10 protein-coding genes are annotated in these 14,939 nt (G+C 63.7%); 8 read left to right on the forward strand and 2 right to left on the reverse strand.

Going from position 1 to position 14,939, the window contains the following annotated elements:
* The first annotated feature begins 82 nt into the window (after positions 1 to 82).
* On the forward strand, positions 83 to 412 hold the full coding sequence (locus tag LB554_RS13955; protein ID WP_224585108.1) for a hypothetical protein: 330 nt from the start codon (positions 83 to 85) through the stop codon (positions 410 to 412).
* 968 nt (positions 413 to 1,380) lie between these two features.
* Here LB554_RS13955 and LB554_RS13960 read toward each other — a convergent pair.
* The gene (locus LB554_RS13960; protein WP_224585110.1) at positions 1,381 to 3,021 is read right to left on the reverse strand and encodes an ABC transporter substrate-binding protein; all 1,641 of its coding nucleotides are present in this window, start codon (positions 3,019 to 3,021) and stop codon (positions 1,381 to 1,383) included.
* Positions 3,022 to 3,543: 522 nt separating this feature from the next.
* On the reverse strand, positions 3,544 to 5,121 hold the full coding sequence (locus LB554_RS13965; RefSeq protein WP_140661062.1) for a trimethylamine methyltransferase family protein: 1,578 nt from the start codon (positions 5,119 to 5,121) through the stop codon (positions 3,544 to 3,546).
* A 260-nt stretch (positions 5,122 to 5,381) separates the two neighbouring features.
* Between LB554_RS13965 and LB554_RS13970 the strand changes: the two genes are divergently transcribed.
* The 7 genes from LB554_RS13970 (at position 5,382) to LB554_RS14000 (ending at position 14,907) form a co-directional block, all read left to right on the forward strand.
* Positions 5,382 to 7,289: a phospholipase D-like domain-containing protein gene (locus LB554_RS13970; RefSeq protein WP_224585112.1), complete on the forward strand. Its 1,908-nt coding sequence runs from the start codon at positions 5,382 to 5,384 to the stop codon at positions 7,287 to 7,289.
* Positions 7,290 to 7,456: 167 nt separating this feature from the next.
* Positions 7,457 to 8,632 carry an MFS transporter gene (locus tag LB554_RS13975; protein ID WP_224523462.1) on the forward strand — a complete coding sequence of 392 codons (1,176 nt, stop codon included), beginning with the start codon at positions 7,457 to 7,459 and terminating at the stop codon, positions 8,630 to 8,632.
* Positions 8,633 to 8,728: 96 nt separating this feature from the next.
* Entirely contained in the window at positions 8,729 to 9,889 is a 1,161-nt protein-coding gene (locus LB554_RS13980; RefSeq protein ID WP_224523120.1) for an MFS transporter, read from the forward strand.
* A 98-nt stretch (positions 9,890 to 9,987) separates the two neighbouring features.
* Positions 9,988 to 12,057, forward strand: coding sequence for a prolyl oligopeptidase family serine peptidase (locus LB554_RS13985; protein ID WP_224523119.1), 2,070 nt, complete (start codon positions 9,988 to 9,990; stop codon positions 12,055 to 12,057).
* Positions 12,058 to 12,301: 244 nt separating this feature from the next.
* A complete protein-coding gene (locus LB554_RS13990; protein ID WP_224585114.1) occupies positions 12,302 to 13,681 on the forward strand; it encodes an aspartate aminotransferase family protein in 1,380 nt (459 codons plus the stop codon).
* A gap of 134 nt (positions 13,682 to 13,815) precedes the next feature.
* A complete protein-coding gene (locus LB554_RS13995) occupies positions 13,816 to 14,181 on the forward strand; it encodes a hypothetical protein (protein WP_224523117.1) in 366 nt (121 codons plus the stop codon).
* Positions 14,182 to 14,262: 81 nt separating this feature from the next.
* On the forward strand, positions 14,263 to 14,907 hold the full coding sequence (locus LB554_RS14000) for a cytochrome c oxidase assembly factor Coa1 family protein (RefSeq protein ID WP_224585116.1): 645 nt from the start codon (positions 14,263 to 14,265) through the stop codon (positions 14,905 to 14,907).
* Positions 14,908 to 14,939 lie beyond the last annotated feature (32 nt).

Genomic DNA, 14,939 nt, shown 5'->3' on the forward strand with positions numbered 1-14,939 from the left:
CCAGAGCCGCGTGCAACCGCGCACCACCATTTGAAAACGCTCCGCAAGAGTACCCTTTGCAAGGCTTGGGGGGACACACCACATGCGCACCAGCTCAGACATCCTCGCCGCTCGAGGCCTCGCCATCGGCGACATCTTCGGCCTTGCCGGCACCTTCGTCGCCAGCGCTCCGCTGCGCGAAACGCTCTGGGCGATCGACGGCGTGGCGCTCGTCGTGGCGACGGTCTTGCCCACCATGAAATACCGGCGGCTGGGCAATGATTGCGTCGCGGCAGGGTTCCTGACCTTCCTCGCCGGCGAAAGCCTGCTTCTGGTCGGCAATGCGGCGGGACTACAGGCCAGCGTGCCCTGCCGGCGGCAGGCTATCCCTTCCTGGTGGCGACCTTCGCCGGCTGGATCTGGACTTTGCTAAGGGGTTCTCGGCCGCCTAGCGGCTCGGTTGCAGGCGCCGGCGCCGCCCCTCACCTGCCTGCCGGCATCCTCTCCCCGTGTAGGGACGGGGAGAGGGGCGCTGTCATTGACACTTTCGCCAATCGCAAGCGTTTGCACAAAAGCGCCGGCGTGGCGGCCAGCCCTCTCGCCCCGTTTACGGGGAGTTGAGAAGTGGTCCGCGCAGCGGACGAAAAGCCAATTGCTTGGCTTTTCGAACGACGAACGTCCGGCAGGACAGTGAGGGGCGGCGCCGACCTTGGCAATAGTAACGTCCCCCCGAACCACGGCCGCCCCGTATTGACATCAGCTCCACACATGATCCATTGGAAGCGGGCAATTGGGGGACTATCCGTGAAAAAGATCTATGCGAAGCCGACGCTGAGCAAGCGCGAGAGGCTTTCGGCCGTGACGGCTGTCGCGTGTCCAGTGTCGGTCTGCCCGCGCTAGGACGTTCCCGGGAAAGGGCAGGCCTGCTGCCGCCCATCGCTCTCCCGCGACAAATCCCACGGCAGGGTTAGTACGAATTCATACCAAGCAGCCACCTCGGTTGATCGCGCGGCGCGGGGCCGGTACACAAATCGGGCGGCGGACCTTTGTAAGGTCGCTAGTGGCCGGCGCGGGGCTCAGGCAATTGTCTCACCGGCATCGCGCCGGCCATCTTCCCTGAATGATTTGATGTGGGCCAAAGGCGCTTCGCGTTGCCCGGTGCTGACCTTCGCAGGTTGGTACTCCGCCCGCGACAGTAAGGTCTGCGTTGGCGCTGCCCCTCACCTGCCTGCCGGCAGGACAGTGAGGGCGGCGCCGACCTGCGATAGGCGCACGCTGGACTAGCCGCTATCCCCGATCCCGACCCGATTTTGACTTTGCGGACGCCGTCCCCCACTCCGTCGCTGCTTCGCAGCGCCACCTCTCCCCCTCCGGAGGGAGAGGAACCAAGACCGGCCCGCGTCAACTCTCAATCCAAACCTTCTCAAAGTGCTGCTCCAGCGCCTGGTGCTGTTCGCAGCCTTCGATGCCCTTGCGGTAGGTCCGGTAGACCGAGCGCCAGTAGGGCTGGATGATGATGCCTGAATCGCGCAAATTCTGCTCGATCTTGGCCATGATCTCCTTGCGGGCCTTGGGGTCGGGCATGGCGAGCGCCTTGTCGAGCAGCGCGTCGAACTCCTTCGAGGCATAGGCGCTCTCGTTCCAGGCGGCGCCCGATTTATACGCCAGCGCCAGCACCTGGACGCCGAGCGGGCGGCCGAGCCATTCGGTGCAGGAATAGGGGAACTTGCTCCAGTCGTTCCAGAAGGTGGCGGCGGGCAGCACGGTGCGCTTGATCTTGAGGCCCGCCTCGCGCATCTGCGCGGCGATGGCGTCGCCGGTGCTCTTCTGCCATTCGATATCGACCGAGATCAGGTCGTATTCATGGTCCGCCTTGCCGCTCTCGGCGAGCAGCTTCTTGGCTGCCTCGACATCGCGCTTGGCGGGGCCGATATCGGCATATTCGGGATGCATGGGGCCGACATGGTGGTTGTCGGCGGGTTTGCCGCGGCCATCAAGGCCGAGCTTCAGCACGGCGGAATTGTCCACGGCAAGCTGGGCGGCGCGGCGTACCTTGACGTCGTCATAGGGCGCGTTGGCGACGTTGAAGCGGGCGACGATGGTCGAGCCGGTGGCGATCTCGGAGTTCTTCAGCCCCATCTTGTCGGTCTGCGAGACGGCGTCGGAAGCGGTCTCGTGATCGGTGTCGATCTCGCCGGATTCGAAGGCCGACAGCATGGCGTTGGGGTCGGAGCCGTAGTCGATCCACTGGATGCCATCGAGGTAGAACTCGCCCTTCCACCAGGGCTTGTCCCGGCGCTTGACCTCCGCGGCCGTCTCGGCGTCCCATTTCACCAGCTCGCACGGCCCGGTGGTGATGGCCAGCGCCTTCATCGGGTCGCCGGCGCCCTCATAGGAGCGGTGCATGATCAGCGCGGGATAGTCGGCCATGCCGGCGATCAGCGAAATGTCCGGCTTCGGCAGGTTGAGCTTGATGGTGTAGTCGTCGACCTTCTCGATGCCGCCATCGACCACCTTCTTGGTGTCGGCATTGACCAGCGCGCCCATGCGCGCGGCTACCGAATTGCCGGCAACGCCGGCTTCGCACCAGCGGGTGAGATTGTGGACGACGTCGTCGGCGTTGAAGGCGTCGCCGTTCGACCAGGTGATGCCCTTGCGCACATGCAAGGTCAGCGTTTTGGCGTCGTCGCTCATCTCCCATTTTTCGAGCAGCCAGGGCTCGAAGGTGAAGTCGGTATTCCAGCGCACCAGATATTCGTTGCAGTGACGCGCGACGTTGGACATTTCGACACCGTCGAAGGTGCGCGGATCCTTGAAGCCCTTGACGTTCATGGCGACGCGCAGCACGCCGCCCTTCTTCGGCTCGGCGGCGCGGGCGGGCGTCGGAGCGATGCCGCCCAGCGCAAAAGCGCCGGCGGCGCTGACGCCGCGCCCGGCCATCAGCGCCAGATATTCGCGACGGCTGATGCCGCCGGTCCTGAAATCGTCGGCGACAGGTTTGGCGCGCGGGTGAAGTTTGCGGTCGGTCAGCATGAATTTCATCGTCGTTCCCTCTTTTGTTGGTGCATGCCCAAAATTGCCCAGCGGTTTTGGGACGACGGCCTGCACGGAAACAGGCTCGCCCCGGCGGACAAGCCGACGCGGCGCGGCTGCGACCGCCGGGGCGCCATTGCCTGAGAGGGAATGATAGGGCTGGGTGACGTGGCGGAATGTTCTGGAATCCGCAGGACTTGTGCGATGCTCCGCAGGGGTGGACGGACCTGGTCGCACCACCTCTTGTCTGCTAGCCATCTCCCCCGCAGGGGATCGGTCGGATTGCGAGCAAGAGCGATGCGTTTGCCTGCGGCTTCGCGTTTCACCAGCGGCTTCCCCCACTCCGTCTCGGCTTCGCCGAGCCACCTCTCCCCCCTCCGGAGGGAGAGGAAGGAACGCGCTTGGCGAGGTCGCGCCTTTCCTCTACCCCGTCGATCGGGGGAGAGGTGTCGAGCGAAGCTCGACGGAGTGGGGGTCGACTATTCATCGAATCCATACGAATGATCGGCTCATCAAAACGAACACTGCCGCTCAAAAATCGGTCGGCGCGCCGCCTTCGGCTGTGCGCTTCGCAACAAAGGCGTTGAGCTCCTCGCGGATGGCGGGATCCATGTAGGGCTCGTCATAGGAGGCCAGCCGCTCCTTCCAAACCTTGTTGGCCTTTTCCATTGCCGTTGGCGAGCCGGCTTCCGCCCAGGTCTCGAAATTGCGCCAGTCCGAAAGGATGGGCGAATAAAACGCGGTCTTGTAGCGGTCCTGCGTGTGCTGGGTGCCGAAGAAGTGGCCGCCGGGGCCGACCGACTGGATGGCGTCGAAGCCGAGCGCTTCATCGGAAAGGTCAAGCGGGGTCAGGAATTCGGCCACCATCTGCAACAGGTCGATATCCAGAATGGTCTTCTCGTAGGAGCAGCGCAGGCCGCCTTCCAGCCAGCCGGCCGCATGCATCATCAGGTTGCCGCCGCCCTGCACCGCGCCCCACAGAGAGAACACGCTTTCATAGGCTGCCTGCGCATCGACGGTGTTGGCGGCGCAGGTGTTGGAGGTGCGGTAGGGGATGTTGTAGCGGCGGGCGAGCTGGCCCCCGACGAGCTGTGCCTTCATGTATTCGGGCGTGCCGAAGGCCGGCGAACCGGACTTCATGTCGACGTTAGAGGTGAAGCCGCCATAGCCGACCGGCGCGCCCTTCCTGACCATCTGGGCGAAGGCAATGCCGGACAGCGCCTCGGCATTCTGCTGCACCAGCGCGCCGGCGATGGTGACGGGCGCCATGGCGCCCGAGAGGGTGAAGGGCGTGACGATGACGACCTGGCCCTTGCTCGACATCTGGATGATGCCTTCCATCATCGGCACGTCGAGCTTGAGCGGCGAATTGGTGTTGATGATGGTGAAGACGGACGGTTCCGCGAGCAATTGCTCATGGCTGATGCCGCGCGCGATGCGGGTGATCTCGATGCCGTCGACATTGCGCTCCTTGCCGAGCGAATAGATGTGGAACACCTTGTCGGTCAGCGTGGCGAGGTCGCGGATGCATTCGAGATGGCGCACCGACGGGTGGATGTCAGTCGGCTCGACCGGATAGCCGCCCGTGCAATTCAGGATGTTGTGCATCTGCGCCAGCCGCAGGAAATTGCGATAATCCTGCTGGTTGCCGGGCCGGCGGCCACGATCGATGTCGGAGCAATTGGGCGCCGAGGCCATCATCGAGATGATCAGATTGTCACCGCCAAAGCGCACATTGTGCTCGGGGTTGCGGGCATGGATGGTGAATTCGGACGGGCAGTTCGACACCAGCTCCAGGATCATGTCGCTGTCGAAGCGCACGCGCTCCGAGCCCTCGCGTACGTCGGCGCCATGAGCCTTCATGATGCTGCGGGCTTCGTCGTGCAGGACGTCTACGCCAATCTCGCGCAACACCCGCAAGGAGGCGAGGTGGATCGATTCCAGCTCGTCCTCGGACACCAGCTTGGTCGGCGTCAGCGGATTTTTCAGTTGGCGGAAAGCCGGCTGCTCGAACGCGGCCGAGCCACCGGCGCGCTTGCCGGCGCGACCGCCGCGGCGGGCACGGTCGGGCGCCAATGCCGGTTCTGAGGGTTGTAGGACGGCGGTCATGATGGTCCTCTTAGGATGCGATAACGGGCGGCATAATGGACCGGCGCCCCTCCGGCCATTGCGGAGGCGGCGACCACTAGAGCGAGGGAAGCGACATGCCGGAACGGCAGTCAGGTGGGCGCGACATCCGCCCTGGCCACGCCGGCGCGCCGGCAGGCGTCTGAGTGAGGCCGTCGGATGGTGCAGATTTAAAGAGGCGTTACAGTACCGTCTTTTACTTCTGACATACTTGCGCGTTGAACTGCTTTTGGAGGGACGCCATGCCTGACGTCGTCAAAGTGCGTGCCGCGACAAACAACGAAGTCGCGTTCCTTTCCTGGGATGTTGACGGGATGATCCCAGGCTGCCTCGGTTTCGAGATCGTACGCCTCTATCCCGATACAGGCGAGGAGCGTTGCCTTGCGTCCTGGGTGCCCTTCAAGGGTCAGCGCAATCCCCGATGGATTCCGCAGGATACCGGTGTCTGGCCGGTGCAGAAGACATTCTGGCGCGATCTGACTGTCAGGCGCCGCCGCGACAGCATAGACGTCAGGCCGGACGGCGAAATGATCGCCTACCGCGTGCGTCCCGTTGGCGACATGAAGGCGGGCCTCGATCCCGTGCCGGTGCGCCCCGATCAGGTCGTCGACGGCAAACCCGCCTATACCGGACCGGCGCGGCCCCTTGGCTATCTTGGGCAGGGCGCGGTCAGTCCGCCAATCTTCCTGGGCCAAATGTTCGGCAAGGCACGCGTTGCCTTCACCAACGGCGTGCTTTCGACGCAATGGATGTCGCATGCGCTGGCGGAAGCCGGCATCAAGGTCGGCCAGCGCGACAAAATCAGGGCGGTGCTGCAAGACCCGACCAGCAAGATCCGGGCCTATCTGCATGGCGACGTGCCTGACGTGCTGACCAGCCTGTTGAAAAGGGCCAAGGCCGAAGGCGGCACCGTCAGGCTTGCGCTCTATGAGCTCGGCGACGACGAATTGTGCGATGCCATCATCGCAGCCAGGGATGTAGTCGAAGTCATCCTCTCCAATTCGGGCAGGGATGACCAGACCAAGGCCTGGGATACCGGCAACGCACCCTACAGGAAGCGTTTGCACGATGCGGGCGTCGTGGTGACGGACCGCCTGTTCAACAACAACCATATCGGCCACAACAAGTTCGCCGTCTACCGCGACACCCAGGGCAATCCGCAAGCGGTTATGACCGGCAGTACCAACTGGACGTCGACCGGCATATGCGGCCAGTCCAACAACGCTTTTGTCCGCGACGATCCGGCGATGGCGAAGGTGTTCGACGCCTATTGGGAACGCATGAAAGCCGATGTGTTTCCGCCACCGGCTTCGGAAAGTGCTGCCGGCCACGTCGTGCAGACGCAGGGCGTGCCGTTCCGCAAGGAGAACCACATGCCAAACCCGCTCAACGGCGCCTCGGCGGTGTTGGACGGCATGACGGTGTGGTTTTCGCCCAACGACCCGAACTGCAATAAGAAGGACATTTCGGTACGTCCGGTCGACCTCCAGGACGTCTTTGCCCGCATCAAAGCGGCGAAGCGGGCGGTGCTGTTCCTGGTGTTCAACCCTTCGCTGCTCGGCGAAAATTCGATCGTAGACCAAGCGGTTGCGGCGGCGAAAGCCGATCCGAACCTCATCGTGCAGGGCGCGATCAGCGACGAAACGGCCATGCCCAACTATGTCGCTCCCACCAAGGATCCGGTCACCCACAAGTCGAACAAGGACGGCAAGTCGCCCTTTGTTTATCCGGAGAAGGTCTGGGAGGCCCCGAATGTCTCCATTGTACGGGCGGCGAACCTGACCGGGGCCACCATCGCGACGGATTTCCAGGCCGAAGTGCTCACCGTCGGCCACGCGATCGTGCACGACAAGATTGTTATCATCGATCCGATGGAGGACAACGCCACCGTCATTACCGGCAGCCATAACCTCGGTTACAAGGCGTCCTACGAAAACGACGAGAATTTGGTCATCGTGGAAGGCGACAAGACCTTTGCCGCGGCCTATGCCGTGCACATGCTCGACGTCTTCGACCACTATAAGTTCCGGGCCTGGCGCAGGACGATCGGCAAGGGGCCTTCCGACGCTGACGGGATTGCCATCGACGACAAGTGGCTGAAGCCCTATGCGGACGGCAAGAAAGGCGCAATCGCCCGCTACTTCCCGTAGCCATCGCGTTCTGTATCCAAAGTTCGTTCATCCGGGCCGATGGCGTCGGCCGGTCGGTCGATTTTCTTGGTGCAAGTGGATCTCCGGTCCGGCTCTTCCTTTCCTCTGGTCGAAGCAGTAGCTAGTCGTGCTTGCTGGCCGATGGCAGCACTGACATGGATGACGGCATGGTCGCGACCGGCTCAAGCGAAGGCGAAGCGGGAACGCAATGGGCGGCGCTCGCGGGCGTCACCGCCGCATTAGCCATGTTCGGAGCGGCGCAAGGGTTGAGCTCGCCGCTGTTCACGCTCCTGATGCAGAAGCAAGGCCTGTCGCCCGCCCTGATCGGCTTGTCGGCGGCGATGATGCCGGTTGGCCTGATTCTGTCTGCCTCTTTCGTGCCGGCTGCCGTGCGGCTGGTCGGCGCGCGAAATCTGGCGGTTGGCTGCTCGCTGATCGGGGCGCTGTGCTTCCTGGGCATCGGTTACCTCCAGAACTGGGTGGCCTGGTACGTCATCCGCTTCACGATCGGCATCGTCATTAACCCGCTCTATGTGCTGGGCGAAGTCTGGGCTCTCTCGCTGGCGCCGCCGTCTCGACGCGGGCGAGTGATGGGCGTGTTCAACACACTGATGGGCGCCGGCTATGCCGCAGGTCCGTTTACGCTCACTCTGGTCGGTATCGAGGGCTGGGCTCCCTTCAGCGTCGGCATCGTCGGTTTCCTGCTCTGTGCCGTCATTTTGCGCCTTGTCTCCTCGAAGCTCGCCGGTTTCGAGGATGACGGCCAGCCTGCCGGCAGCTTTGTCGGTTTTGCCCGGCTGGCGCCGGCGCTGCTGCTGGCGGTGCTGGTCTCGGCCGCCGTCCAGCAAAGCACCTATGCGCTGGTTCCCGTGTTTGGGGCGGGCTATGGCTTGCCGGAGGCGGTGCTCGCCGCGCTGGTGATGTCACTGTCGCTGGGCAACATCCTTCTGCAGATCCCGCTCGGCCTGCTCGCCGAACGCTTCGGTGGCCGGTCGATGATCCTGGCCTGCGCGGTGGCGACGACCGTTTGCGCTGTTCTGCTCCCGCTGCTGATCACCACACCGCTGATCTGGGGCGTGCTTCTGGTGATGGGCGCGGTGGGCTACGGTGTCTATACGATGGCGCTGGTCGAACTCGGCAGCCGCTTCACGGGTTCGCTGCTGGTCACCGGCAATGCGGCGTTCGCCTTGCTATGGGGCGTCGGCGGTATCGTCGGTCCGCCGGGCGCGGGCCTGCTGATGCAGGCGATCGGGCCGGTGGGATTGCCACTCGTGATCATTGGCCTCGACGCTTTGCTGGTCGCCTTCGCGCTCTATAGATCGGCCAGCCGCGGAGGCTCCTGACAGGGTTTGGCTGGAGCCGGGCATCCGTTCGGGCGGCGGGGCTTACCGCCGCCGGCCCGAACCGATAAGTCTGCAACCGCGACAGCGTTATGGATCATGGACCTGGTGGACACGAGAAGCGACGAGACGGTGCAATGGGCGGCGATCACCGGTGTGATCGCGACCGTGTCCGTTTTCGCCATCGCGCAGGGACTGTCCTATCCGCTGCTGAGCTTCATCCTCCAGCGCCAGGGTGTCTCGCCCGCGATGATCGGCCTGTCGGCGGCGATGACGCCGATCGGGTTCATCGTTTCGTCCCCGCTCATCCCGGCGCTGGCGCGTCGGTTCGGGGCAGGGCGCACGGCCCTCACTTGCGCGGCGCTTTCGGCTGTCGTGCTGGCGCTGATCGGCTGGACGCAGAACGTCTATCTCTGGTTTCCGCTGCGCTTGCTGATCGGCGTCGTGACCAACCCGCTCTATGTGCTCAGCGAAATCTGGGTGATCGCGCTGGCGCCGCCGGCCCGGCGCGGCCGCATCATGGGCCTCTATTCGACGATCATTTCCGCCGGCTTCGCGACCGGTCCGCTTTGTCTGCTCGCCGTTGGCACAGAAGGCTGGCCGCCGTTCCTTGTCGGCATTGGCGCCTTCGTGCTCTGCGGCATCTGCCTGGCGTTGGTTCTGCCACGGCTGCCCAGAGTAGACGAGGCCGGGCATCAGGTTTCGGTGATGGGTTTCATGCCGCTCGCATGGCTGCTTCTGTCGGCGGTGGTCGTAGCCGCGGGCTTCGAGCAGGCGGTGCTGGCGCTGCTGCCCGTCTACGGCACGCATCATGGCATCGCGGAGGCTCGCATGTCGGCGCTGCTGTCGGTCATGATCGCCGGCAACATCGCCATGCAGGTTCCGCTTGGCCTGCTGGCCGAGCGGCTGACGGCCCGTCTCGTGCGCTTCATCTGCGTCCTGCTGACGCTGTTTGGCTGCGTGCTTTTGCCAATGCTGATCGAAACGCCGCTGATCTGGCCTTGCGTCTTCGTCTGGGGAGCTGTGTCCTACGGCATCTACACGATGTCCATCATCGAACTTGGCGAGCGCTTCACCGGTTCGGCGCTGGTTGCCGGCAATGCGGCATTCTCCCTGATGTGGGGTGTCGGCGGCATTGTCGTCCCGCCGCTAGCGGGCGGCATAATGAATGTGACCGGTGCGAGCGGCCTGCCGCTGACGCTCGGCGCGATCTGCGCCGCGCTTGCGTTGGCGACGATTATCCGTCGGCGGGTGCGGTGAAGCAACGCCGCAAGGGCCGCGAAAGGCCGTATCGCACCTTGAATGTCAGCGCCGCCAACGCAATGTAGGCGAAGCCGTTCAAAATCCCGGAGACCTGCATGACCGCTTCGACAACCAGAGCCCAGCCCTTTCAGAAGACCGGCGATCCGTTCCTCTGGCTGGAGGACAGGACAAGCAAGGAATCGCTCGACTGGGTGCATCGCCAGAACGAGGTCACGGTGGCGGAATTGCAGGGCGATCCATCCTATCAGGCGTCGTTCCAGACGGCGCTCGACCTGATGACGGCCGAGGACAATATCGCGGTTGGCGCGGCGATCGCCGGTCATGTCTACAATTTCTGGCAGGACAAGACCAATGCGCTCGGCCTGTGGCGCCGCACGACAGTCGCTTCCTACAAGACCGACAAGCCCGACTGGGAGACAATCATCGACTTCGACCAGCTGGCTGCGAGGGAGGGGATAAAATGGGTGTTCGGCGGCGCCGTCAGGCTCTACCCCGATTTCAACCGCTGCCTGGTCTCGATGTCGCCCGATGGCGGTGACGCCAGCGCGATGCGCGAGTTCGACATCGCGGCCAAGTCCTTCGTGGAAGGCGGTTTTCAGGCGCCGGCGTCGAAATCGGGCTTCGGCTGGCTGGACGAGGATACGGTCATCATCTCGGCCGCTTTCGAAGAGGCCGACAAGACAGAATCCGGCTATCCGCGCGTGGTCAAGCTCTGGAAGCGCGGCACCAGGCTGGAAGAGGCGACCCCGATCTTCGAGGCAGAGATCGAGGATCTTGCCGTTGGCGCCGGTGTCGAGTTCGACGGCGAGAAGCGTCACCTGTTTCTGGCGCGGACACTCAACTTCTTCGCATCGCACAGTTTCCTGCGCCTGCCTTCGGGCGAGAACCGCCGCATCCCGCTGCCCGACGACGTCACCGACACCTCGCTCTTTAGGGATCAACTGGTGTTCGGGGTGCGCACGCCATGGACGGCGCCGGACGGCACCGCATGCCAGCCGGACGGGCTTTACTCCTTCGACTTCGCGCATTGGATCGAAACCGGCGGTTTTGGCGCCATCGAAACCTTGTTGGCGCCGGCGCATCGGGTTTCCATTGCCGGGCTCGCAAGAACGCAGGACCGCCTGTTCATCAGCTTGATGGACAATGTGCGCGGCAAGGTTCTCGTCTGCGAGCGCGAGCGCGGCGCCTGGTCGCTGAAACCCATCGCGCTGCCTGAAAACGGCACTGTCGGCATCAGCCATGCCGAGCATTTCGGCTCCACCGTCTCCTTTTCCTTCACCGATTTCCTGACGCCAAGCTCGATCATCTGGTCCGATGACAATGGCGAGACGCTGGCGACCGTGAAATCGCAGCCGGCCCGCTTCGATGCCTCGCCGCTGATCTCGGAGCAGTTCGAGGCGCGCTCGAAGGACGGCACGATGATCCCTTATTTCGTCGTCAGGCGGCGCGACCAGAACGGTCCGGTGCCGACGCTACTCTACGGCTATGGCGGTTTCGAAGTGCCGCTGTTGCCCGGCTATGCCGGCGTGCGCGGCAAGCTATGGCTGGAGAAAGGCAATGCCTATGTGCAGGCCTGCATTCGCGGCGGCGGCGAGTTCGGACCGGCCTGGCACCAGGCGGCGCTGAAAGGCAAACGCCAGAACGGGTTTGATGATTTCGCGGCAGTGGCGCAGGACGTCGTCAGGCGCGGTATCGCCACGGCTCAATCGCTTGGCATCCAGGGCGGCTCCAATGGCGGCCTGCTGACCGGCGCTTCCCTGACGCAGCATCCCGAGCTTTTCGGCGCCGTCATCATCGAGGTGCCACTGCTCGACATGCTGCGCTACACCGAATTGCCGCCGGGCGCTTCGTGGATGGCCGAATATGGCGATCCGTCGAAGCCGGAAGACGCCAAGTGGCTTTCCGCCTATTCGCCCTATCAACATGTCAAGGCCGATGCCGGCTATCCGCCGGTGCTCTTGACGACCTCGACCGCCGACGACCGGGTTCACCCCGGCCATGCGCGCAAGATGGCGGCCCGCCTGCAGGAGGCAGGACACGGCAGGACGCTGTTCTTCGAGGAGACCGAGGGCGGACATGGCGGGCGCGGCGACCGCCGACCGCAGGCGGCGCAGACGGCGATGAAGTATGTCTTCCTGCAGCGGGCACTGGGCGGAAAAGCCTGACCTCATTCCATGGCACCCCTGAGCAAAGGGTGGTTCACCTCGACCGCCCTTTGCTCTAAGGTACCTTCATGGCTCTCGCTAGACTATCAGCTCGCGCATTCCGGGTCGCGGTGACACCGTCGTCACGCACGCTCCGCGCCGAGCTTTTGCGGCTGTGCGCCCGCATCGGCTATTCGCCGCCTGCCGTCCTCTGACGAATTCGCCCCGGCACCGCCGGAATGATTTCAGAGGAAAGACCAAATCAATGACCTACCAGAATTATTCGCTGAAGCAGCTTCAGCAGATCGACGCCGCGCATCACCTGCATCCCTTCACCGATCATAAGGAGCTGCGTGAGGCAGGCGCGCGCGTCATCACCCGCGCCAATGGCCCGTTCATCTACGATTCCGAAGGGACGGAACTGCTGGACGGCATGGCCGGCCTGTGGTGCGTCAATATCGGCTACGGCCGCGACGAGCTGGCCGAGGCCGCCTATGCACAGATGAAGGAACTGCCTTACTACAATTCCTTCTTCAAATGCTCCACGCCGACGCCGGTGCTGTTGTCGAAGAAGCTGGCCGAGATCGCACCACGCAACGTGAACCAGGTGTTTTACGGCTCGTCCGGTTCGGAGGCCAACGACACCGCCTTGCGCCTAGTGCGCCATTACTGGATGCTTGAGGGCAAGCCGGAGAAGAACCGCGTCATCTCGCGCAAGATGGCCTATCACGGCTCGACCATTGCCGGCACTTCGCTCGGTGGCATGGATGCCATGCACAAGCAGCTCAACGGTGCGGTGCCCAACATCGTCCATGTGATGATGCCCTATGCCTACGAGCTGGCTCTGCCGGGCGAAAGCGACCACGATTTCGGCCTGCGCGCGGCAAAGTCCGTCGAGGACGCCATCCTCGAGGCCGGTGCCGACAAGGTCGCGGCCTTCATCGGCGAGCCGGTGATGGGCGCGGGCGGCGTCAAGATACCGCCGGCGAGCTACTGGCCCGAAGTGCAGCGCATCTGCCGCAAATACGATGTGCTTTTGATGCTGGACGAGGTCATTACCGGCTATGGCCGCACAGGTGAGTGGTTCGCGGCGCAGACCTTCGGCATCGAAGCGGACACCATCACCACGGCCAAGGCGCTGACCTCGGGCTATCAGCCTCTTTCGGCGCTGCTGGTTGGCGACCGCATTGCCTCGACGCTGGTCGAGAAGGGCGGCGAGTTCAACCATGGCTACACCTATTCGGGGCACCCAGTTGCTTGCGCCGTGGCCTTGAAGAACCTGGAGATCATCGAGAGGGAAGGGCTGGTCGACCGTGTCAGGAACGACACCGGACCTTATTTCGCTAGCGCATTGCAGGAACGTATTGCCGGGCATGATCTGGTCGGCGAGGTGCGCTCGATCGGCCTGATGGGCGCTATCGAGATCGTCAAGGACAAGGGGACGAAGGAGCGCTTCCTGCCGTCGGGAAGTGCCGCGGTGACGGTGCGCGACCACGCGATCGCCAACGGCATGATGCTGCGCGCCACCGGCGATACGATGATCCTGTCGCCGCCGCTGATCTGGACCCGCGATACGATCGACATGGCTTGCGAGCGCATCGGCAAGGCGCTCGACCTGGCACAGGCGGACCTGCGCAAGCGATAGGAGCAAACCTCGATTGGGCGTTTTTGCGAAGAAACGCCCAATCCCGGAAATATGCGCTATGAGCGGGAACGAATTTCGCCTTCGGCGCGTAATGTAAGGGGCGGCCGATCCGGCCGCGACAGGGGATTGCCCACATGAGAAAGACCGGCAAAAGCCGACGCGTGCAAGAGGCGGCCAGCCTTGGCGCGGACCTGATGCTGGCGCCGCTGGTGGTGATGATGCGGCTGCCGCTGATGGCCATGGAGGCGCGAAGCGGCGAGCCCTGGAGCGCGGAGACGGCAATGGCTGTCAGCGAGAAGACCGTCGCCATGGCCGAGGGCGCGCTTGCGGCGCAAATGTCTTTCCTGCAATCGGCGTCACGTTTCTGGCCGGAGGTTCTCTCGGGTCGAATGCCGTCGCTGTTCAACGGCGTCGCGGCCGAACGGTCGATCAGCGCAGCGCTGAAGCCGGCCGGCCGCGCGGTGAGGGCAAATTTTCGCCGCCTTTCCACAAAGGGTTGAGGCGGAAGCCCCGGAACTTTTTTGCGCATCGTCGAAGTCTTGCGCTAGAACCAATCGGCATACACGCCGATGGGGAACAACATGGCCGGACAACCGCTCAACCAACCGGCTGAAATTCCAGCCGAACTCGATCGCTGGAACTGGGGCGCCTTCTTCCTCAACTGGATTTGGGGCATCGGCAACAGCACCTTCATCGCACTGCTGGCGCTGATCCCGGTCGTCAACCTCATCATGATCTTCGTGCTTGGCGCGCGCGGCAGCCGCTGGGCTTGGCAAAACCGGGCTTGGCGCGACGCCGAGCAGTTCCGCAAGACGCAGCGCAATTGGGCGATTGCCGGCCTTGCCGTATGGGTGGTCAGTATCGGCGGTTGTGCGACGATGGTCGGCAGCATCCCTTTCGTGCTCAAAGGCAGCGACGCCTACCGCATGACCATGGACGCCGTCCGCGCCCCTGGGCGGGTCAAGGCCGCCCTCGGCGACGATTTGGCCGACAATTTCTGGGTCGGCGGTCATCTCAACGTCAATGCGAATGGCGCGGGCGACGCCCAGTTCAGCATTCCCGTCCACGGCGCCAAGGGCAAGGGCACCGTATATTCCCATCTGGTTCGCAATGCCGGCACATGGAGTACGCGCCTGCTCGTGATCCGCGTCGACGGCGTCGATGCACCGATCGTGCTGACCAATGAAGACCATGTGCCGATCCCGGGTGCGGCGATCGGCATATAGACGGATCGTCAGTAATAAAGGGGTCGCAACGC

Source organism: Mesorhizobium sp. CO1-1-11 (genome assembly GCF_020164995.1).
Taxonomy (GTDB): Bacteria; Pseudomonadota; Alphaproteobacteria; order Rhizobiales; family Rhizobiaceae; genus Mesorhizobium; species Mesorhizobium australicum.